This is a genomic window from Variovorax pasteuri, assembly GCF_051216435.1.
GTDB lineage: Bacteria > Pseudomonadota > Gammaproteobacteria > Burkholderiales > Burkholderiaceae_C > Variovorax.
Genome location: NZ_JBPJZS010000001.1, coordinates 916,469 through 936,241 on the forward strand (window position 1 = coordinate 916,469; position 19,773 = coordinate 936,241).

Consider the following 19,773-nt stretch of genomic DNA (forward strand, 5'->3'; position numbering starts at 1 on the left):
CTTCTTCGCGCCTGGTTTCAGGCGCCGGCACGCGCCCGCCCCAGCTTGCGCCGTCCCGCACTGGCGATGGCGCCCACCAGGTGCTTCACGAACGCTTGCGCCAGCGGCGGCAGCGTGCGGCCTTCGAGCGCCAGCACCTGCAACTGGCGCTGCTGCAGCGGCGCCTCGGCAAAGGGCCGCGCCACCACCGTGCCCGCGTCGATCAGGTGCATCACCGTGAGGTGGCCCGACAGCATCACGTCGGGCGTGCGCAGCAGCGGCAACAGCACCGACGAGAAGTTGCTCACGAAGAGCGCGTGGTACCGCAGCCCCTGCAGGCTGCAGGCCTGGTCGAACAGCTGGCGCGCGGTGACGCCCTTGTCGCCCACGGCCAGCGGGTAGCGCACCGCATCGGCCACCGACACCACGCGCTGGCGCGCCAGCGGATGGTCGGGCCGCAGCACGGCATACACCGGCGCGGTGGCCGTGTGCGCAACAGCCAGGCCGGGCTCTGGCGCCACCACGTACTTCAGCGCGATGTCGGTCTCGCCGCGCGCCAGCAAGGCGCTCACGCCGTCGGGCGAGCCCACGTGCAGCTCGAGCTGGCAGCCCGGGTGCGCCTCTTCGAAGCTGCGCATCACCAGCGGCATGAAGTGGCCCGCGAAGCCTTCCGTGCAGGCCATGCGGATGCGCCGCGCGCCTTGCCCGCCGAGGTCGCGCACCTGCTCGACGACTTGCTCGATGTCGAGCTGCGCGTTGCGCAAGTGCGCCGCCAGCCGCTCGCCCGCGGCCGTGAGCGCCATGCCGCGCGCATGCCGCTCGAACAGCGGCGTGCCCAGGCTGTCTTCGAGCTTGGCGATCTGCCGGCTCACCGCCGACGAGGCCACGAACAGCCGCGCCGCGGCCTGGTTGACCGAGCCGCTGCGCGCCACTTCGAGGAAGTGGCGCATCGGGATGCTGAGAAGCGGGAGTGTCATGGGAGGGTCATGCGGGCGGCCGAGTGTTGCCTTGAAGGCAATGGTAGCTTGCCAAAACGATGCTGGAAGCATCGGCCTTCAGGCCTTGTACTTGCTCCACCCGATGGACAGACAAGGACACCCTTCATGCAACGCACCCACAGCCTGGCCGCTGCCACAGCCTATTTCGACGGCGGCGGCTTCTTCGCCGACCTCCAGCGCCGCGTCGCCTTTCGCACCGAAAGCGACACCGGCGCCGCCACGCCCGCGCTGGAGGCCTACCTGCGCGAAGAGCTGATGCCGCCGCTCGCGGCGCTCGGCTTCGCCTGCGAGGTGGTGGCCAACCCGGTGCCCGGCGGCGGCCCCTTTCTCATCGCGCGCCGCATCGAAGACCCGGCCCTGCCCACGGTGATGACCTACGGCCACGGCGACGTCGTGAGCGGGCAGGACGCGCAGTGGGAAGAAGGCCTCGCCCCCTGGGCGCTCACCGTGCGCGGCGAGCGCTGGTACGGGCGCGGCACGGCCGACAACAAGGGCCAGCACAGCATCAACCTGGGCGGCCTGGCCGCTGCCATCGAGGCGCGCGGCGGACGCCTGGGCTACAACATGACCTGGCTCGTCGAGATGGGCGAGGAGGCCGCCTCGCCCGGCCTGCACGCGGTGTGCGCGCAGGAGCGCGACAAGCTGCGCGCCGACCTGTTCATCGCCAGCGACGGCCCGCGCGTGAGCGCAGAGCGGCCCACGCTGTTCCTGGGCTCGCGCGGCGCGGTCAACTTCAGCCTGCGGTTGCGCGCCCGGCCGCGCGCCTACCACTCGGGCAACTGGGGCGGGGTGCTGGTCAACCCGGGCACGGTGATCAGCCATGCGGTGGCCTCGCTGGTGGATGCGCGCGGCCGCATCCTGGTCGAAGCCTTGCGACCGCCGCCGGTCACGCAGGCCGTGCGCGACGCGCTGGCCGACATCGCCATCGGCGGCGGCGCGGACGATCCCGCGGTCGACGCGGGCTGGGGTGAACCCGGCCTGAGCCCGGCCGAACGGCTGGTGGCGTGGAACACCATCGAGGTGCTGGCACTCGGCGCCGGCTCGGCCGCGCGGCCGGTCAACGCCATTCCGTCGGAGGCCGTGGCGCATTGCCAGCTGCGCTTCGTGGTCGGCACGCCGTGGCAAGAGCTGCAGCAGATCGTGCGCGCGCACCTCGATGCGCATGGCTTCGGGCAGGTCGAGGTGGCTGTCACGCTGACCGGCGCGGCCACGCGGCTCGATGTGCAGAACCCCTGGGTCGGCTGGGCGCGCCAGTCCATCGAACAGAGCAGCGGCCAGCGCCTGGACCTGCTGCCCAACCTTGCGGGCTCGCTGCCCAACGACGTGTTCGCCGACCTGCTGGGCCTGCCGACGCTGTGGGTGCCGCATTCGTACCCCGCCTGCGCGCAGCACGCGCCCAACGAGCACCTGCTCGCGCCGCTGGCGCGCGAGGGCCTGCGGATCATGGCGGGCCTGTACTGGGACCTGGGCGAGCCCGGCCTTGCGCCATGGGCCGCCGGCCGAATCCCGACCGCCGCTTCCGCTTCTTCAACCTCCTGACTCGCACACGCACACGCCCATGAACTCTCCTGTCTCCCGCCGCACCTTCGGCCTGCTGCTCGGCGCCTGCACCGTCCTGGGCGCGCACGCCCCCGCGTTCGCGCAAGACGCATGGCCCGAGCGCGCCATCAAGCTCGTCGTGCCGTTTCCGCCCGGCGGCGGCACCGACATCGTGGCGCGTGCGATGGGGCAGACCCTGTCGGAGCGCCTGGGCCAACCCATCGTGGTCGACAACAAGCCCGGCGCCGCCACCATCATCGGCACCGACGCGGTCGCCAAGGCCGCGCCCGACGGCTACACGCTGCTGCTCTCCGGCTCGACCAGCTACAGCGTGAACCCTGCGCTGCGCGCGAAGCTGCCCTACGACCCGGTGCGCGACCTGGCGCCCATCGCCATCGTGGCGCGCACGCCGCTGGTGCTGGTGGTGGGCAAGGGCACGCCGTGGCACTCGGTGGCCGAGTTGGTCGCCGCGGCCAAGGCCAAGCCCCGGAGCATCCGCTACGCCACCTTCGGTTCGGGCTCGGGCCCGCACCTGGCGGGCGAACTGCTGGCGCTGGCCGCCGGCATCCAGCTGCAGGACATTCCGTACAAGGGCAGCAGCCAGAGTTCGATGGCCGTGATCGGCGGCGAGATCGAGGTGGGCATCGACACCGTGGCTTCCGTGGCGCCGCATGTGCGTTCGGGCAAGCTGCGCGCGCTGGGCATCGTGGGCGCCACGCGCTCCAGCATGCTGCCCGAGGTGCGCACGCTGGCCGAGCAGGGCCTGCCCGACGCCACCTTCGACGCCTGGTACGGCTTTGCCGCGCCGGCGCGCACCCCCGCCCCGGTGATCGACAAACTCAGCCGCGCAGTCACCGCGACCATGGGCAACCCCGCGCTGCAGGCGCAGCTGCGCGCGCAGGGCATGGAGCCGGTGGCCATCGGCGCGGCCGCCTTCCGCACGCAGATGGAGGGCGAGATCTCGCGTTACCGCGCGCTGGCGCACCGCGCGGGCATCGCCGCCGAGTAGGACCGGTGCGCGAACTGCAGGCCCTGCGGCGGTGAAGGCGGGACGCATCGGGCAAACTCGAACGTCGTTCGTTGCCGCATCGGCAATGCCAGCGGCTGAATGCTGCGGCCCGATGCCGACTTCATGACACAGATCGCTTCCTGCGTGCCTCGCATCCGCCGCGTCCTGCTGCCGGCCCTGCTGCTGTGCCTGGCGGCGTCATCGGCCGTTCACGCACAGACACCCGCACCGGCCCCGTCTGCCGCCTGGCCGCAGCGCCCCATTCACGTGGTCGTGCCCTTTTCGCCGGGCGGGGGCAGCGACATGGTGGCCCGGGTGCTGGGGCAGAGCCTGTCGCAGCGGCTCGGCCAGCCGGTCGTCGTGGACAACAGGCCGGGCGCCGCGACGGTCATTGGCACCCAGCAGGTGGTGCGCGCCGCGCCGGACGGCTACACGCTGCTGCTGTCGGCCTCCACCAGCTTCACCGTGAATCCGGCGTTGCGCAAGACGCTGCCCTACGACCCGGCGCGCGACCTGGCGCCCATTGCCATCGTGGCGCGCACATCGCTGGTCATGGTGGCGGGCCAGGGCACGCCGTGGCGTTCGCTGCGCGAGGTGATCGCGGCCGCCAAGGCCAGCCCCGGGCGCATCCGCTACGGCACCTTCGGCCCGGGCTCGGGCCCGCACCTGGCCGGCGAGATGTTCGCGCTGGCCGCGGGCGTCCAGCTGCAGCCCATTCCGTACCGCAGCACCGGCCAGCTGCTGGTGGCCCTGAACAGCGGCGATGTCGCGCTGGGCATCGAGGTGGCCGGCGCGCTGGCGCCGCAAGTGAGCGCGGGCAAGCTGCGCGCCATCGCCGTCCTGGGCGCCGGGCGATCCGCGGTATTGCCCGAGGTGCCCACGCTGGCGGAGCAGGGCCTGCGCGACGCGGCCTTCGAGGCCTGGTTCGGCCTGGCCGCCCCGGGCCGAACGCCCGCGCCGGTGCTGGAGACACTGTCGCGCGCGGTAACGGCCGCGATGGCAGACCCCGTCGTGCAGGCGGCGCTGCGCGCCCAAGGCATGGAGCCGGTGGCGCTCGGCGCAGCGGCCTTCCGCAACGAGACCGAAGCCGAGATCGCGCGCTACCGCATCCAGGCGGCGCGCGCGGGCATCTCGGTGGACTGAACGCTCACGCGGCGACGAAGTCGCGCAGCGCGAACAGCACCGCGTCGGGGGCCTCGCTCATCAGCGCGTGGCCGGCATGCACCGTCACCACCTTGGCGTTGCGGGCCTTGCCGACCAGCAGCCGGGTGGCGCGCGGCGGCGTCATCTGGTCGGCGTCGCCGAGCAGGAACAGCACCGGGCACTGCACTTTTTCCATGGCGGCTTCGCCGTCGGCGTAGTCGTTGCAGGCCTTGAAGCCGATGTGGAACACGTTGGCGTCGCGGTTGCTTGCAAGCACGCGGCGCATGAGCGCGCGCGAGCTGCCGTACAGCCAGGTGCCCGGGCCGAGCGAGGAGGGCGGCGGCGCCATCATCGAGTGCGAGAAGGTGTTGACCATGGCAATGGCGCGCTGCGGATCGCTGAGCGCACCCTCGAGCAGCGCGGGCGACACGGCCATGGGGTAGGCGGTGCCGACCATTGCCAGGTGCGTGATGCGCCCGGGTGCGCGCGCGGCGGTTTCCAGCGCAATGAGCGAACCGAAGCTGTGGCCGATGAGCGCGGCCTTGTCGACACCGGCCGCGTCGAGCAGTGCAATGACGAACTGCGCCGCGTCTTCCACGCTGGCGGGCGGCGGGCCTTCGCTCTTGCAGTGGCCGGGCAGGTCGACCGCGAGCACGTTCCAGCCGTGGTTGGCGAACCAGCGGCTCTGCAGGATCCACACGCTGTGGTCGTTGAGCACGCCGTGGATGAACACGGCCGTGGGCTTGGCCGCATCGAGGGGCTTGCCGCCGGTGTAGCAGTAGGTGGTGTGGCCGTTGACGGTGTAGTTCATGTCAGGCCCCCGCCTTTTCCGCCGCCTTCAGCGCACGCTTCAGGTCGTCGATCAGGTCGGCCGGGTCTTCCAGCCCGATCGACAGGCGAATGGTGCCCTGCGAGATGCCCGCGCCGGCCAGCGCCTCGTCGGTCATGCGGAAGTGCGTGGTGCTGGCCGGGTGGATCACCAGGCTGCGGCAGTCGCCCACGTTGGCCAGGTGGCTGAACAGCTTCAGCGCCTCGATGAAGGCCTTGCCCTGCGCGCGGCTGCCCTTGATGTCGAAGCTGAACACCGCGCCCGCACCGCGCGCGCCGTGGCGCAGCAGCTTCTGCGCGAGCGCATGGCTCGGATGCGATTCGATCAGCGGGTGGCCCACGCGCGACACGAACGGGTGGGTGGACAGGAACTCGACCACCTTCTGCGTGTTGTCGATGTGGCGCTCCATGCGCAGCGGCAGCGTCTCGATGCCCTGCAGGATCAGCCAGGCCGTGTGCGGGCTCATCGAGGCGCCGAAGTCGCGCAGGCCCTCGCGGCGCGCGCGCAGCAGGAAGGCACCGACCGTGCTTTCCTCGCTGAACACCATGTTGTGGAAGCCGTCGTAGGCCTGGGTCAGCTCGGCGAATTTGCCCGACTTTTCCCAGTCGAAGCTGCCGCCGTCGACCACCACGCCGCCGATCACGGTGCCGTGGCCCGACAGGAACTTGGTCGCCGAGTGGTAGACCAGGTCGGCGCCCCAGTCGAAGGGCTTGATCAGGTAGGGCGAGGTCAGGGTCGAATCGACCAGCAGCGGCACGCCGGCTTCGTGCGCGATGTCGCTCACCGCGGGAACGTCGAGCACATCGAGGCCGGGGTTGCCCACGGTCTCGCCGAAGAACAGCTTGGTCTCGGGGCGTACCGCCGCGCGCCAGCCGTCCAGGTCGCCCGGCTTCACGAAGGTCGTCTCGATACCGAAGCGGCGCATCGTGTAGTGCAGCAGGTTCTGCGAGCCGCCGTACAGCGCCGTGCTGGCGACGATGTGCGAGCCCGCGCCCATCAGCGTGGCCACCGACAGGTGCAGCGCGGCCTGGCCGCTGGCCGTGGCGATGGCGCCGATGCCGCCTTCTAGCGCCGCCACGCGCTGTTCCAGCACCGCGTTGGTCGGGTTGCTGATGCGCGAGTACACGTGGCCCGCGCGTTCCAGGTTGAACAGCGCGGCGGCGTGGTCGCTGGACTCGAAGACGAAGGAGGTGGTCAGGTGGATCGGCACCGCCCGCGCGCCGGTGGCGGGGTCGGGCGAGGCGCCGGCGTGCAGCGCGAGGGTGTCGAAACCAGGGTCGGAATATCCGGGCATGCAGGGCCTTTCTGTTGTCTCTGAGGTCGCTTGGCAAAGCCCCGTTACGTCTGCAATTCATGCGTGCGCGACAGGGGCGTGCAGGTCGGCGCCGATTGTGGGCTATATTCAAAAACGGCACGCCGCCGACCCAGCCCCAGAGATAGCCGAGATTGAGTCCCGAGAGGAGCACACGATGAAAGTCAGCGACATCCTTCGCGTGAAGGGCAATACGCTCTTCACCATCACACCAGACGACAAGCTGGCAGAAGCCGCCACCACCATGGCGGAAAAGGACATCGGTTCGCTGGTGGTCATGGAGCATGGCGACCTGGTCGGCATGCTCACCTTCCGGGAGGTGATCGTCGCCATCGTCAACAACGGCGGCCAGGTCGGCACCACGCTCGTGCGCAAGGCCATGGACGACGCCCCGGTCACCTGCACGCTGGAAACCGACCTCGACGAAATCCGCCGCATCATGCTGGAGCGCCACGCGCGCTACATGCCCGTGATGGACAAGCGCATGCTGATGGGCGTGATCAGCTTCTACGACGTGGCCAAGGCCGTGGTGGACAGCCAGAACTTCGAGAACAAGATGCTCAAGGCCTACATCCGCGACTGGCCGGCGGAAGACGAGAGCAAGACCGGCTGAGGCCGCTCACGCCGTTCGCGCCGGTCAGGCCGGTCTGCCGGCTCAGGGCAGCCGCGCGATCTGCGCGCGCAGCAGCGAATAAAAACCCTCGGTGTCGGCCTCGCTGATCCACAGCGTGTTGGGCGTGCGGCGGTTGTAGCCGCGAAAGTCGACCACCGTCGCACCGGTGGTGAACTCCCCCTTGGTCTCCACATCCACGCTCACCTTCGCGCCCTTGAACAGCTCGGGCGCGAGCAGATAGGCGATCACGCAGGGGTCGTAGATCGGCCCGACCGCCACGCCCCGGCGGCGCAGGCCGTACGCCATCATCGAATCGAAGATGTCGGCCACCACCTTGCCGGCGTTGTTGCCCATGGTGCGAAAAGGCACGATGCGCTCCGGCGTCAGCAGCACGCGGCGAGCCGCGTCGTGCGACATGGCCGTCACCGGCACGCCGCTGCGGAACACGACAGCCGCAGCCTCGGGGTCGGCATACACGTTGAAGGTGGCGGCCGGCGTGATGTTGCCGCCCACGCCCCATGCGCCGTCCATCACCACGATCTCCGCGATGGCCGGCTTGATGTCCGGCGCCGCGTTGAGCGCGGCCGCGAAGTTGGTGAGCGGGCCCAGGCCCACGAGCGTGATGCTCCTGGGCGCCGCGCCGCGCAGCGTCTCGATCAGGTACTGCACCGCGTGCACGGGCATCAGCGGCCCGCGCGGCTCGTGCAGCGCGGGGCCTTCCATGCCGGTCTTGCCGTGCACGTCGTCCGCGAAGATGGGTTCGCGCACCAGCGGGCGCGGGTAGCCGGCATACACCGGAATGTCGGGCCGGCCGGCCCAGCCGCGCACGATGCGCGCGTTCTTCTCGGTCACGGTGAGCGGCAGGTTGCCCACGCCCACGGTCAGCGCCAGGATGCCGAGCCGGTCGGTCGCCGCCATGGCCATCAGCAGCGCAATGGCGTCGTCCTGCCCCGGGTCGGTGTCGATGATGACCTGGCGCTTGCCTTGCACGGGCGGCAGCTGCGTGGCCGGCGTGCCGGCGAGGGCCTGCGCCAGCGCGGCCGTGCCGGGGCTCTGTGCGAAGGCCAGGCCGCCCAGGCTGGCGCTGGACGCCGCCAGCAGGGCGCGGCGGGACAACATCGTCTTCGTCACGCGCTCACTCCTTGATGTTGGCGGTCTGAACGATCTTCTGGTTGCGGGCGTACTCGGCCTGCACGAACTTGCCGAACGATTCCGGCGTGCCGCTGCCCGGCAGCGCGCCTTGCTCCATCAGCTTGGAGCGCACGCCTTCCTCCTGCAGCACCGCGTTCAGTTCCTGGTTGATCTGCGCCACCACGGCCGGCGGCGTCTTCGCGGGCGCGAAGATGCCCGTCCAGCTCACCATGTCGAAGCCCTTCAGGCCGGGCATCTCGTCGAAGGTGGGCACGTTGGGCAACGCGGCCAGCCGCTTGCTGCTGGTGATGCCCAGCGCCTTCAGGCGCTTGCCGTTCACATGCGGAATGGCGCTGGTGCTCACGAGCATCGCCAGGTCGACCTGGTCGCCGATCACGTCGGTGGCGATCTGCGCGCCGCCGCGGTAGGGCACGTGCGTCACGAAGATGCCGCTGCGCTCCTTCAGCAGTTCCATGGCCAGTTGCAGCACCGTGCCCACGCCGGAGGTGGCGTAGTTGTACTTGCCGGGCTTGGCCTTCGCGAGCTTCACGAAGTCGGTGAAGGTCTGCGCCTCCAGGCCGGGGCGCGCCGCCAGCACCATCGGCGCGGTGTTGAGCAGGCCGACCGGCGCCAGGTCCTTGAGCGGGTCGAAGCGGAAGGCCGTCGGGTTGACCAGCTTGCCGATGGCGATGGCGCTGTCGGGCCCGACCACCAGCGTGTAGCCGTCGGGCGATGCGTTCACCGCCTTGGCCACGCCGATGGCGCCGCCCGCGCCGCTCACGTTCTCGATCACCACCGACTGCTTGAGCCGCTCGCCGAGCCGCTGCGCCACCAGGCGGGCGTTGACGTCCACGCTGCCGCCTGCCGTGTAGGGAACGATCAGCGTGATGGGCTTGGCGGCGGGCCACGCCTGCGCGAAGGCCGCGGCGGGAAGCGAAGCGCAGAGCGCGGCGGCAAGGAGCAGGCGTCGAGGGGTGTTCATGGCGGGAGTCATCCGAGGGTGGGAGGGGCAGAAGGAACGGGTTCGGTGTCCAGGCGCGCGCGCAGCGAATCGAAGGCCTCGCCCCACTGCGTGCGCCATTCGCGGCGTTGCGTGTCGTCGATCCATGCGCCGTCCAGGCCGTTGTGCATGAAGCCGCGCAGGTCGTCCAGGCCGAAGCCGAAGTCGCGCACCATCATCAGCCAGGCCTGCGTGGGCGTCACCTTGTGCAGCGTCGGGTCGTCGGTGTTGGGGTGGATGCGCAGGCCCAGGCCGGGCATGCGGCGGATCGGATGGTCCAGCGCCCAGCGCTCGGGCGGCAGCGTGCGCAGGTAATAAGAGTTGGTGGGCACCACGGTGAAGAGCACGCCGCGCTCGGCGCACTGGCGCGCGAAGTCGGGTTGGTCGACCACCGTGTAGCCGTGGTCGATGCGGTCGACCTGCAGCACGTCGAGCGCGGTGCGCACGTTGGTCCAGGGCATGCCGAACTCGCCCGCATGCGCGGTGGTCTTCAGGCCGGCCTTGCGGGCCGCGGCGTAGGCCTGCGTGAACAGCTCGGGCGGCCGGTCGACCTCGCGGTAGTCGATGCCGATGCCGATCACCTCGTCGCAGCGGTGCGCCTTGACCCACTCCACCATCTCCACGGCCGCCTCGGGGCTGGCTTCGCGGTCGATGGCGGCGATAAGGCGCCCGGCAATGCCGAACTCCTGCTGCGCGTCCTGGATCGCGCGCACGATCGCGCCCTGCGCCATGGCGTAGGGAATGCCCGAGCCGTGCACCGTGCCGGTCGGGTTCCAGAAGAACTCGGCGTAGCGCACGTTGTGCGAGGCCGCGTCCTGCAGGTACTCGAGCGTGAGCTGGTACAGGTCGCCGGCGCTGCGCACCAGCTGGGCGTCGAGCGCGCGCAGCACGCGCAGCACGCCGACCGGCTTCTCGCCGCGCGTGTAGAAGCCCTCGATCTCGTCGGCCGCGAGCGGCGCGCCGGCGCGCAGGTTGAGCTGCTTGAAGGTCTCGTGGCGCACCGTGCCGAACAGGTGGCAGTGAAGCTCGACCTTCGGGATCGCGCGCAGGAACGGTTCCAGCGTGAAAAGTGCAGGCGTGGGGCTGGTCATGCGGGCCAGTCTAGTAACGGCGACCTCATAAGGAAAATTTTGAATTTCTATAATTTGATTCGCTGAATCAATAACCGAAGCAACCGGGAGTGCCCATGGCCGCCTTGCCCTTGCCGCTGCCCCTGCGTGCACTCACCCTGCGCCAGCTGCAGTTCTTCTCGGTCCTGGTGGAAGAAGGCCAGTTCGGCCGCGCGGCCAAGCGGCTGGCCATCACGCAACCCGCGCTGAGCAACGCCATCAAGCAGATGGAAAAACTGCTCGGCGCCGAGCTGCTCACGCGCTCCACCCACCGCCTGGAGCTCACGCCCGTGGGCGCCGAGGTGCTGGCGCGCACCGACTTCCTGGTCAACACCTTCGAGGTGGCGCTGCGCGACATCGAGAGCACGGTGCAGCGGGGCAGGGCGTTCGTGCGCATCGGCGTGATTCCCTCTGCCAGCGCGCGCGTGACGGCCGCGGCCAGCGAGTTCCTCAAGAGCGGCCAGCGAGAGGTGGAGCTGGCCTGGCGCGACGCCCCGTCGAACGCGCTGCTGGCCGAACTGCGCAGCGGCCAGATCGACATGGCGGTGGCCGCCATCACCGAGCCGCCGGGCGGACTGACCTGCATCGACCTGTTCCGCGACCCGCTGGTGCTGGTGGTGCGGCGCGACCATGCGCTGGCGGCGGCCGGCGACGCGAACTGGGAGGCCATTGGCAAGGAGCGGCTGGTGCTGTTCGAAAGCGGCAGCATGCCGGCGCTGGGCAATCCGGCGCGCGCGCAGTTCGCACAGGGCGCAGAGCCGTACCGCGTGAGCTATTCCGAAACGCTCTATGCGCTGGTGCGCAGCGGCCAGGCGCTGGGCCTGATGCCGCGCCTGTACACCTCTTCGCTGCGCGACCCCGAGCTGGCGGTGGTGCCGCTGCTGAAGCCGCGCATCGAGCGCCGCGTGGTGCTGGCCTACCTGCCGGGTCCGATGCGCAACGTGGTGGCGCAGGAGCTGATCGCGTTCCTGCGCGATCGGCTGCCGCAGGCCGGAGAGCTGAGCTTGCGCCGCATGACCAAGGGCACGCGGGTGCGGCGCTAGGCCGTCATGCAGGCCGTCATGTCATCTGCGCGTCGCGCCTGAAGCGCGCCAGTGTCCAGCCGTCGCCGAGCAGGAACATGCGCGTGTGCAGTTCGGCGAGCGTGGAGGCGGCGACCTCGCGGCCAAGATAGCTCAGCTGCTTGCGGCGCAGATCGGCAAAGCCCGCTTCGTAGTGGCGCGACAGGCTTTGCCACAGCGCATGGGCGCCTGGCGACTGCCGCGCGCCGCTCATCAGGCAAATGCCCTGGTCCAGCGCCCAGCGGTAGACGGCCGACCCCAGCCCGCGCCGCTGGTACGCGGGGTCGTACTGCGAATGCGGCGCGCGGATGTGGCGGTCGGCCCTGCGGTCCAGCTCGACCAGCCGGTTGAACACCGTGTAGCCGACCAGGCGTTCGTGGCGCAGGTCTTCGATGTAGACGTACAACTCGCCGTCGGCCTCGCGAAAGCGGGCGCGCAGGCCGGGGTCGTCGAGCGCGAGGTGCGGCATGTCCTGCAGCCGGTCGCCCAGCGCGCGCATGCGCTCGTGGAGCGGTCCGAGCGTGTCGGCGGGCCTTGTCTGGCGGGGATCGACGTCGACGCGCAGTTCGGCCGGCCTGCGCAGCCAGGCCGGCAGCATCAAAAAAGGGAAGGGCAGTGCCGGTGCGGGTGCCATGCCGTGCCTCACTGCGCCGGCGCCGTCGCGTGGCGTCCCTGCCGTTCGGTCAGCGCACCGTGCGGCACCACGAGCACGTCGCCCGTGGACCACCTCAGCACGCGCAGCGCCACGCTGCCGAACAGGAAGTCCATCGCCGCGCTGCGCCTGCGCTTGCCGACCACCAGCAGGTCGGCGTTCGTGTACTGCTGCTGCACCGCCGCCTGCCGCGCGGGGTCGCCCCGCCCGATCGACGACACCACGCGGTTGCGGCGCGCGCTCGACACGTCGGACAGCCACAGCATCCGCTCGCGCGCATGGCGTGCGCAGGCATGGCGGTAGGCGTCGACGACGTGCGCCGACACGTCCGCGTAGCGCAGCTTGCCCTCGTGCATGGCGGTGAAGGCGTGGAACAGCTCGATCTCGGCGGCGCTGTCGAAGGCGCAGGCCAGGTCGACCAGCGGCCGCGATTCGTCCATGAGGTCGACGGCGACGAGGATGCGGCCGTAGCCGCCTGCGCGCGGGTCGAGCCGCGTCACCAGCACGGGGCGTTGCGCGGCGCGCAGCAACTGCTCCGTGGGTTGGCCGTGGAAGAAGGCCGCGACCGAGCGGTCGGGCTCGTCGCCGATCACCACGAGGTCGCACCACTGCGCCTCGCGTGCGGCACTGTCCAGGCGGCCGCTCGCGTCGTCGACTTTCTTCACCAGGATGGCGAAGCGCTCCGCAACCTCCAGGCAGACCGCGCCCAGGTCGTGCGCCGCGTCGGCCTGCGCCGGTCCGCAGAACGCCGCGGGCGCGTACATGATCTTCAGCAGCGCGCCATGCGCCGCCGCGATGGAGGCCGCGCGCACGACCGTGCGCAGGCCGTGGGCCGACAGGTCCGTCACCGCCAGGATGGATTGGATGTTCATCAGTGTTCTTTCCGCATGACGAGGCCGGCCGCGGCCACGCCCACGGTGAGGTGGGCGGGCGGCGACAGGCGGGGGAATCAGCTGGGAAAGCGCGGCGTGCCCGGGGCGGGCGCGCTACCGCGCGGGCTGGGCCCGGCGGTCGATGGTGGGTGCTGAAGAAAGGGGGAGGCTGACCGCCGGGCTCAGAGATCTGCGAGGGTCTGGTGCGACCCGGCAGTCATCCGCGCAGTGAAGACTGCGCGCGATGTGTTGCGAAAGAGAGCCTGGCGTTGCATGGGGCCCCGAGTGTAGGAAGCCCCACGCGCAAGGGCAAACAAAGGCCTCACGCCCTTTGCCGGATTGAAGGCCGGGGGGCTCGGCGCGTCAGCCGTTCAGCTCGGCCGCGGCGTGGATGGTTTCGCGCACCCGCGGGTAGATCTGCGCGTTCCACTTGCTGCCGCTGAACACGCCGTAGTGCCCCACGCCGGCCTGCAGGTGGTGCGTTTTCAGGTACGGCCGGATGCCGGTGCACAGGTCTTGCGCCGCCACCGTCTGGCCCACGGCGCAGATGTCGTCGCGCTCGCCTTCCACCGTCAGCAGCGCGGTGCGGCGGATGGCGGCCGGGTTGACGGTGCGCTCGCCCACGGTGAGCACGCCGCGCGGCAGGTCGTAGGTCTGGAACACCCGCTCCACCGTCTCCAGGTAGAACTCGGCCGGCAGGTCGTTCACCGCCAGGTACTCGTCGTAGAAGCTGCCGATGGTTTGGGCCTTTTCCAGGTCGCCCTCGATCAGGTGCGTGACCATGTCCTGGAACTGCTTCTTGTGCCGCTCGGGGTTCATGCTCATGAACGCCGACAGCTGCAGGAAGCCCGGGTACACGCGCCGCATCACACCCTTGTGCGGCCACGGCACATGGCTGATGAGGTTGCGGCGGAACCATTCGATGGGCTTGCTGGTGGCCAGCACGTTCACCCCGGTCGGGTTGATGCGGCAATCGACCGGGCCGGCCATCAGCGTCAGGCTGCGCGGCGTGGCCGGGTTGTCGTCTTCGGCCATGAGCGCGGTGGCGGCCAGCGCGGCCACGCAGGGCTGGCAGACCGCGACCATGTGCCCGCCCGGGCCGATGGCCTCCAGGAACCTGATGAGCTGCAGCGTGTAGTCGTCCAGGCTGAAGCCGCCATGCCACAACGGCACGTCGCGCGCGTTGTGCCAGTCGGTCAGGTACACATCGTGGTCGCGCAGCAAGGTGCGCACGGTTTCGCGCAGCAGCGTGGCGAAATGGCCCGAGAGTGGTGCAACCAGCAGCACGGGCGGATGCACCGCTTTGATGTCCTTCCTGAAATGCAGCAGCGTGCCGAAGGGCGAAACGAGCGCCGTCTCCTCGTGCACGGCCACGTCCACGCCGTCTATCGGCACGCTGTCGATGCCGTAGGGCGGCCGCGTGTGCGTGAGCCGCATGCGCGAGAACACCTCGAACTGGGCGGCCATGCGCCGCACCGGGGTGCGCTCCGTGCCGTCCTGCCAGAGGGCCTTGCCCAGGAATTGCGCCGCCAGGCGTGCCGGTGAGAGCAGGTCGGCTTGGTTCTGGTAGGCCCTGTACAGCATGAACCCGGTGCAGGCAAGTTGCGGGCCAGCCGCATGGCATGGCGCTTGCACGCAGTGCAGCAACGACCAAGGAGCTTCCCGATGGCCAAACCCGTTCTCACCATCAGCAGCAAGAACTACGGCGCCTGGTCGCTGCGCGGCTGGCTGATGTGCAGGCTGGCCGGACTGGACTTCACCGAGAAGGTCATTCCGCCCGACGATCCGGCCATGAAGGCCGAGATGCTGCTGCTGTCTTCCTCCATGCTGGTGCCTTCCCTGCAGCACGGCGGCGTGAAGGTGTGGGACACGCTGGCCATCGGCGAGTACCTGAACGAGATCAAGCCCAAGGCCGGCCTGCTGCCGGACGACGTGGCCGCACGCGCCCACTGCCGCGCCATTTGCGGGGAAATGCACTCCGGCTTCGGCTCGATGCGCGGCGCGCTGCCGATGAACATCAAGGCCCATTTCAAGAACTTCAAGGTGTGGTCGCGTGCGCAGGCCGACATCGACCGCATCGTCGCCATCTGGCGCGAGTGCCTGAAGGCCCATGGCGGGCCCTTCCTGTTCGGCAAGCAGCCGGGCATGGCCGACGCGATGTACGCGCCGGTGGTCACGCGCTTTTTGAGCTACGACGTGGCGCTCGACAGCACCTGCGCGGCCTACTGCAAGCGCGTGATGGAGCTGCCGGCCATGAAGGAATGGGTGGCCGAGGCCAAGAAGGAGCCCGACGAGATCGACGAGCTCGACGCCGAGTTCTAGTGCCTGAACATCCGCAGGTCGAGCGCGCTTTCCTCGCCCAGCCACATGGCGTGCGCCGTGTGGTCGGCAAAGTCGTCGCCCGTCACGCCGTGCACGAACACGTCGAGCCCGTCGCGGTGGGCGTCGAGCCAGCCGATCACCTGGTCGAACTCGGCCGCGTCGAAGGCGAGCTGGCAGCTCCAGTGCGGATGCGGCCCCACCAGCCGCTCGTGCACGCGGCCGACCACCACCATCAGTTCATGGCCCGCGCGCTCGACCAGGGCGCGGGCCTGCGCCAGCGTGGCGGGCGCGAAATAGACGTGGGCGTGGTACTGGGCGTAGAGGTTTTCGGGGCGGCGCGGCATGGTGCGCTCATTGTGGCCCCAAGCGCGGAGCCAGGTGAAAACGCCCGCTGTAGCGGAACACGTCGCCGAACCAGCGGTGGCGCAGCCGCATCTTCATGGTGAAGTGCTCGGCGCTGTGCGGGTCGGGGCGCTCCTCGACGTAGGCGGTGCCGAGGCACAGGCCCAGCGGCAGCGGGATGCGCAGGCCCCCGATGCGCCAGACGTAGCCCAGGTCGCGGAACACCACCGCGCCTTCTTCCGCGCTCACCGCCAGGCGCATGCCGATGCCGAAACGCACGTACTCGATCACCTCGCTGCCTCCGCCCGCGTCGTGTTCCATGTGCGAGCGGAAGTGAAAGGGCCGCTTGCCGGGAAAGTGGAAGACGCGGTTCCAGTACAGCTTGGCGTTGTCGGGGTGGCAGCGGTAGTGCACCTCGATCGGCACATCGGTGCCTTCGTGCGGCACCAGCGCGCCGAAGAGCCGGCCGAAGGGCATCAGCAGCGCGGCCCAGGGCGCGTGCCAGACCTCGCTCATGACGCCGCGCACGCACACATGGTCGTCGGAGAACGGCGCCATCGTGTAGTGCCGCCTGACGACGTCGCCCAGCCGCTCCCATGCGGGGCCCAGCACCTGCTGGAACACGGGCCGCATCATCCGGCCGCCATGGCAGCGGCTTCGCTGCGTGCCTTGTAGAAGCGCAAGATGTTCTCCGAGCCGTTGCCCAGCAGGGCCTGCAGCACGCGATCCGCATACCAGTTGAAGCGCGTGCTCAGCCGCCACGACACGTCGATGCGCAGCTCGGTGCCGCCGTCGCGCGGGGTCAGCGTGTAGCTGGTGTCGCGCAGGTCGAAGTACTGGCCGCCGATCATCACGTGGTCGTCCAATGCGCCGGCGGGGAAGGACTCGGGCGTGAAGCGGTAGCGCCACTTCAGCAGGCGCCCGGGCTGCCACTCGGTGATGACTTCTTCGAAGTGCACGTTCTTCTGCCACTGCACCTGGCGAACGCGGCCCTCGGGCGTCTCGACGGTCACGCCCGACATCGGCATCGGCACGCCGATGCGGAAGGCCCACGCGTCGCCGACCTCGCCGGGACGGATGTCGCGCGCCTCGTTGAGCGCGTGCCACACGCGCTCGGCCGGCGCCGCGATGAAGAGCGTGCGCGAGGTGTGGGAAAACTGGTCGGGGTTGGGCAGCTGGGGCTCGATGCCGCCGAGCAGCAAAGGCAGCAGCGCAAAGCCGTACAGGGCAGGCTTGGGCCAGTTGGTGATGCGGCACACGATGCCCATCGCCAGCCCGCCGACGCTGCCCATCACCGCGAACAGCGGCACGATGACGATGGCGCAGATGATTCCTTCGATGAACACGGCCAGCGTGCCGGTGACGAACAGCGCCGTGGCCACCCACGGCGCCCAGAGGTAGTAGCCCCAGCTGCGCCGCTCGATGCGCTCGGCCATGTACACCGTGACCGCGCCGCACACCGCGGGCACGAAGTACACGAAGGAGCCGAGCATCGGCGAGAAGCGGTGGCCCGGCCCGCCGCTGAAGACGATGCGCAGCACCAGCGCGACGAGCGCGCCCGCCAGCATCGGCCAGAACCATGCGAAGGGCATGCGGCGCCGGGGCGCGTTCTGCATGTCGTTCGCCGTTTGCTCGACGGGCGCCAGCCCCGAGAACCTGCTTTCTTCCGGTGTGTCGTTGCGCATGGGAAACCTCTTCTCCTCGTTGTGTCTTGTGGTTCGCTCAGTCGGCGCGGCGCCTGGCCGTGACCATGCAGTAGTCGAAGTCGCGCCAGAACATGCCCAGCGCCAGCGCGCAATAGCTCGCCACGATGTGCTTGCGACGCCAGGGGCTGAGCCTGCCGCGCGCCTTCCACAGTTCGGCCAGCGTGAAGCGCGTGGCCAGCACCGGAATGTGCAGCGCGCTCGGCGCCACCCGCCAGCGCAGCGACTTGACCTCGATGTCCTCGAAGCCGTGCGCGCGCAACGCCGCGACGAAGTCGTCGCGCACGGCCAGCGTGGGCACCGCCCAGCTGTCGGCCCACAGGCGGTGCAGCCAGCCGGCGGCCCGGCCCGGTTCGCGCCGCAGCAAGAAGCCGTCGACCACCGCCAGGCGCGCGCCGGGCTTGAGCAGGCGCGCGGCTTCGCGCACGAAGCCGGCCTTGGCGGTGCCGTCGGCATAGCAGGCGCTTTCAACGGCCCAGGCGCCGTCGGCTTGCGCCGCGGGCAGGCCGGTGCGGGTGTAGTCGGCCTCGAGGTGCGCCATGCGGTCGGCCACGCCCGCGGCCGCGTCGAGCCGGGCGGCAATGCGGTTTTGCACCGGCACGTTGGTCACGGTGATGGCATAGAGCGAGGGGTCGTCGCCGACCAGCGTGCGCGCGGTGGCGCCGGCGCCGCAGCCCAGGTCGAGCACGCAGCGGCGCGCTGCGGTGCCTTGCGCTGCCTCGGGCAACCGCAGCGCGCGGCCGATCACGCGGTTCATCTCGACCAGCATGCCTTCGCGCCGCAGCGGGTTCAGGCCGGCGCGCCAGTAGCCGAAATGCATGTTGTAGCTCGGGCTCCAGGCGCTGTAGTCGACCGCCACTTCGGTGAAGTAGTGCTGCGTGTCCTCGGCGGTGATGGGGGCGCCGGCGTCGGGTACGGGCACGGGAGAGGGCGCGGACGTTTCGTGGGACATGCGGAAGTCGGGCTGGAAAACAGTGGGCATGGCGATTCCCTCGCTGGGTGGCTCGTCGGCTCTCAGAGGCGGCAGTTGCCGTCGTCGCAGGAAGGCGCCACGCGCCCTGCCAGCCTGGCGGCCAGCCAGCGCGGAATGCGGTAGCGGTTGCGTGCCAGCAGCCCATAGGCGCGGTCGGCAAGCGGCGCGAGGAGCGGGAGGTCGAGCAGAAAGCCGCCGCTGGACAGCCCCACCGCCGTGCGGCAGATGCGGATCGCCGGCACGCCGACGAACACCCGGCCCTGCGCGTCCGACACATGGATGGCGGCCATCAGCGCATTGCGCGGGGCCGGTCCGGCGGTGAATGCTGCGGGTGAGCAATCGACCAGTTGCAGCCGGCCCGCCGCATCGCGCGCCTTCATGTGATTCATCTCGGCGCTGCAGATGGCGCAGCTTGCGTCGAAGTAGATGGTCAGCGGGTAGGCGGGAGCGGTGGCGTGCTTCATGATGTTCTTGGTTCTCGATATTTCTGTTGAAACAGAAATAATCAGGCAAAAAAAGGGATCAGATCATGGGGAGGCTGGCATGGTGCGCGTCCGGGTCTTCGCCCTTGTCACCGTTGCCGCCCTTGCTTGCCGCGGGCGCATCGCCGCGCACGAACTTCTGCACGCTCGCGCCCAGCGTCAGCACCTTGTCGAGGGTGCCGGGCGACAGCCGCAGCATTTCGTCGGCCCAGGTGGCCAGCTTGTCCATGAGCTCCATCGTCGAGCGGATGCGGTCCTGCGCGTCGGCTGGCTCTTTCTGGAAGTCGGGGTTCGCCACCAGCTCGCGCAGCACGCGCACGGTGGGGTCGAACTCGCGCTCCTTGCGCTCGCGCACCACGGTGCGAAACAGCTCCCACACGTCGACGCTGGTCTCGAAGTAGTCGCGGCGGTCGCCCAGCGTGTGGGTGATGCGCACGAGGTTCCAGGCCTGCAGCTCTTTCAGGCTGTTGCTGATGTTGGAGCGCGCCACGCCGAGCGTGTCGGAGAGCTCTTCGGCGTTCATCGGCTTGCCGTGGGCGAAGAGCAGGGCGTGGATTTGCGAGACGGTGCGGTTCACCCCCCACATGGAGCCCATTTCGCCCCAGTGCAGGACGAACTTGCGTTGAATGTCGGTGAGTTCCATGGCATCGAGTTTAGGATTTACGAAATTTCTGTCAATAGAGAAATAGAAAAATCGGCGACAA

At 69.8% G+C, this 19,773-nt stretch carries 21 protein-coding genes; 6 read left to right on the forward strand and 15 right to left on the reverse strand.

Annotated features, from left to right (window positions below):
* Positions 1 to 17: 17 nt before the first annotated feature.
* Complete coding sequence (locus ACSFBM_RS04260) at positions 18 to 956, reverse strand: LysR family transcriptional regulator (protein ID WP_435483275.1); 939 nt, start codon at positions 954 to 956, stop codon at positions 18 to 20.
* A gap of 126 nt (positions 957 to 1,082) precedes the next feature.
* Between ACSFBM_RS04260 and ACSFBM_RS04265 the strand changes: the two genes are divergently transcribed.
* The 3 genes from ACSFBM_RS04265 to ACSFBM_RS04275 all read left to right on the forward strand — a co-directional run bounded on the left by ACSFBM_RS04265 (position 1,083) and on the right by ACSFBM_RS04275 (position 4,668).
* Entirely contained in the window at positions 1,083 to 2,516 is a 1,434-nt protein-coding gene (locus ACSFBM_RS04265) for a M20 family metallopeptidase (protein WP_435483276.1), read from the forward strand.
* Between the two features lie 19 nt (positions 2,517 to 2,535).
* Positions 2,536 to 3,525, forward strand: a complete 990-nt coding sequence (locus tag ACSFBM_RS04270) for a Bug family tripartite tricarboxylate transporter substrate binding protein (RefSeq protein ID WP_435483277.1) — start codon at positions 2,536 to 2,538, stop codon at positions 3,523 to 3,525.
* Positions 3,526 to 3,648: 123 nt separating this feature from the next.
* Positions 3,649 to 4,668: a Bug family tripartite tricarboxylate transporter substrate binding protein gene (locus ACSFBM_RS04275; RefSeq protein WP_435483278.1), complete on the forward strand. Its 1,020-nt coding sequence runs from the start codon at positions 3,649 to 3,651 to the stop codon at positions 4,666 to 4,668.
* A 4-nt stretch (positions 4,669 to 4,672) separates the two neighbouring features.
* On the opposite strand, the gene ACSFBM_RS04280 is transcribed toward ACSFBM_RS04275, so the two are convergent.
* Positions 4,673 to 5,479, reverse strand: coding sequence for an alpha/beta fold hydrolase (locus ACSFBM_RS04280; RefSeq protein ID WP_435483279.1), 807 nt, complete (start codon positions 5,477 to 5,479; stop codon positions 4,673 to 4,675).
* A gap of 1 nt (position 5,480) precedes the next feature.
* The gene (locus ACSFBM_RS04285) at positions 5,481 to 6,791 is read right to left on the reverse strand and encodes an O-acetylhomoserine aminocarboxypropyltransferase (protein ID WP_435483280.1); all 1,311 of its coding nucleotides are present in this window, start codon (positions 6,789 to 6,791) and stop codon (positions 5,481 to 5,483) included.
* Positions 6,792 to 6,966: 175 nt separating this feature from the next.
* Here ACSFBM_RS04285 and ACSFBM_RS04290 point away from each other — a divergent pair, with 175 nt between their 5' ends.
* Positions 6,967 to 7,422 (forward strand): CBS domain-containing protein, encoded by a 456-nt coding sequence (locus ACSFBM_RS04290; RefSeq protein WP_435435493.1) that lies wholly within the window; start codon positions 6,967 to 6,969, stop codon positions 7,420 to 7,422.
* 42 nt (positions 7,423 to 7,464) lie between these two features.
* Here ACSFBM_RS04290 and ACSFBM_RS04295 read toward each other — a convergent pair whose 3' ends face one another.
* The 3 genes from ACSFBM_RS04295 to ACSFBM_RS04305 are packed head-to-tail and all read right to left on the reverse strand — an operon-like array spanning position 7,465 to position 10,644.
* Positions 7,465 to 8,553: a nucleoside hydrolase gene (locus ACSFBM_RS04295; protein ID WP_435483281.1), complete on the reverse strand. Its 1,089-nt coding sequence runs from the start codon at positions 8,551 to 8,553 to the stop codon at positions 7,465 to 7,467.
* A 4-nt stretch (positions 8,554 to 8,557) separates the two neighbouring features.
* Positions 8,558 to 9,535 carry a Bug family tripartite tricarboxylate transporter substrate binding protein gene (locus ACSFBM_RS04300; RefSeq protein ID WP_435483282.1) on the reverse strand — a complete coding sequence of 326 codons (978 nt, stop codon included), beginning with the start codon at positions 9,533 to 9,535 and terminating at the stop codon, positions 8,558 to 8,560.
* An 8-nt stretch (positions 9,536 to 9,543) separates the two neighbouring features.
* Positions 9,544 to 10,644, reverse strand: coding sequence for an adenosine deaminase family protein (locus ACSFBM_RS04305; protein WP_435483283.1), 1,101 nt, complete (start codon positions 10,642 to 10,644; stop codon positions 9,544 to 9,546).
* Between the two features lie 95 nt (positions 10,645 to 10,739).
* On the opposite strand from ACSFBM_RS04305, the gene ACSFBM_RS04310 reads away from it, so the two are divergent.
* Complete coding sequence (locus ACSFBM_RS04310) at positions 10,740 to 11,705, forward strand: LysR family transcriptional regulator (protein WP_435483284.1); 966 nt, start codon at positions 10,740 to 10,742, stop codon at positions 11,703 to 11,705.
* A gap of 16 nt (positions 11,706 to 11,721) precedes the next feature.
* Here the strand turns inward: ACSFBM_RS04310 and ACSFBM_RS04315 are convergent, their stop codons facing one another.
* From ACSFBM_RS04315 to ACSFBM_RS04325, 3 genes are all read right to left on the reverse strand, one after another.
* Complete coding sequence (locus ACSFBM_RS04315; protein ID WP_435483285.1) at positions 11,722 to 12,357, reverse strand: N-acetyltransferase; 636 nt, start codon at positions 12,355 to 12,357, stop codon at positions 11,722 to 11,724.
* 8 nt (positions 12,358 to 12,365) lie between these two features.
* Positions 12,366 to 13,247, reverse strand: a complete 882-nt coding sequence (locus ACSFBM_RS04320; protein ID WP_435483286.1) for a universal stress protein — start codon at positions 13,245 to 13,247, stop codon at positions 12,366 to 12,368.
* A 363-nt stretch (positions 13,248 to 13,610) separates the two neighbouring features.
* On the reverse strand, positions 13,611 to 14,831 hold the full coding sequence (locus tag ACSFBM_RS04325; RefSeq protein ID WP_435483287.1) for a polyhydroxyalkanoate depolymerase: 1,221 nt from the start codon (positions 14,829 to 14,831) through the stop codon (positions 13,611 to 13,613).
* Between the two features lie 81 nt (positions 14,832 to 14,912).
* Here ACSFBM_RS04325 and ACSFBM_RS04330 point away from each other — a divergent pair, with 81 nt between their 5' ends.
* Positions 14,913 to 15,569, forward strand: a complete 657-nt coding sequence (locus ACSFBM_RS04330; RefSeq protein WP_435483288.1) for a glutathione S-transferase family protein — start codon at positions 14,913 to 14,915, stop codon at positions 15,567 to 15,569.
* Here ACSFBM_RS04330 and ACSFBM_RS04335 read toward each other — a convergent pair.
* From ACSFBM_RS04335 to ACSFBM_RS04360, 6 genes are read right to left on the reverse strand one after another with little or no spacing between them, the layout of a single operon-like run.
* The gene (locus ACSFBM_RS04335) at positions 15,566 to 15,913 is read right to left on the reverse strand and encodes a DOPA 4,5-dioxygenase family protein (protein WP_435483289.1); all 348 of its coding nucleotides are present in this window, start codon (positions 15,911 to 15,913) and stop codon (positions 15,566 to 15,568) included. The two genes, ACSFBM_RS04330 and ACSFBM_RS04335, sit on opposite strands and share 4 nt — an antisense overlap.
* A 7-nt stretch (positions 15,914 to 15,920) precedes the next feature.
* Positions 15,921 to 16,544: a DUF4166 domain-containing protein gene (locus tag ACSFBM_RS04340; RefSeq protein ID WP_435483290.1), complete on the reverse strand. Its 624-nt coding sequence runs from the start codon at positions 16,542 to 16,544 to the stop codon at positions 15,921 to 15,923.
* Positions 16,544 to 17,596, reverse strand: coding sequence for an SRPBCC family protein (locus ACSFBM_RS04345; protein WP_435483291.1), 1,053 nt, complete (start codon positions 17,594 to 17,596; stop codon positions 16,544 to 16,546). The genes ACSFBM_RS04340 and ACSFBM_RS04345 overlap by 1 nt, the downstream gene beginning before the upstream one ends.
* A 37-nt stretch (positions 17,597 to 17,633) precedes the next feature.
* Positions 17,634 to 18,596: an SAM-dependent methyltransferase gene (locus ACSFBM_RS04350; RefSeq protein ID WP_435483292.1), complete on the reverse strand. Its 963-nt coding sequence runs from the start codon at positions 18,594 to 18,596 to the stop codon at positions 17,634 to 17,636.
* A 32-nt stretch (positions 18,597 to 18,628) separates the two neighbouring features.
* Positions 18,629 to 19,051 (reverse strand): thiol-disulfide oxidoreductase DCC family protein, encoded by a 423-nt coding sequence (locus tag ACSFBM_RS04355; RefSeq protein ID WP_435483293.1) that lies wholly within the window; start codon positions 19,049 to 19,051, stop codon positions 18,629 to 18,631.
* A 58-nt stretch (positions 19,052 to 19,109) separates the two neighbouring features.
* Positions 19,110 to 19,712, reverse strand: coding sequence for a GbsR/MarR family transcriptional regulator (locus ACSFBM_RS04360; RefSeq protein WP_435483294.1), 603 nt, complete (start codon positions 19,710 to 19,712; stop codon positions 19,110 to 19,112).
* Positions 19,713 to 19,773: the final 61 nt, after the last annotated feature.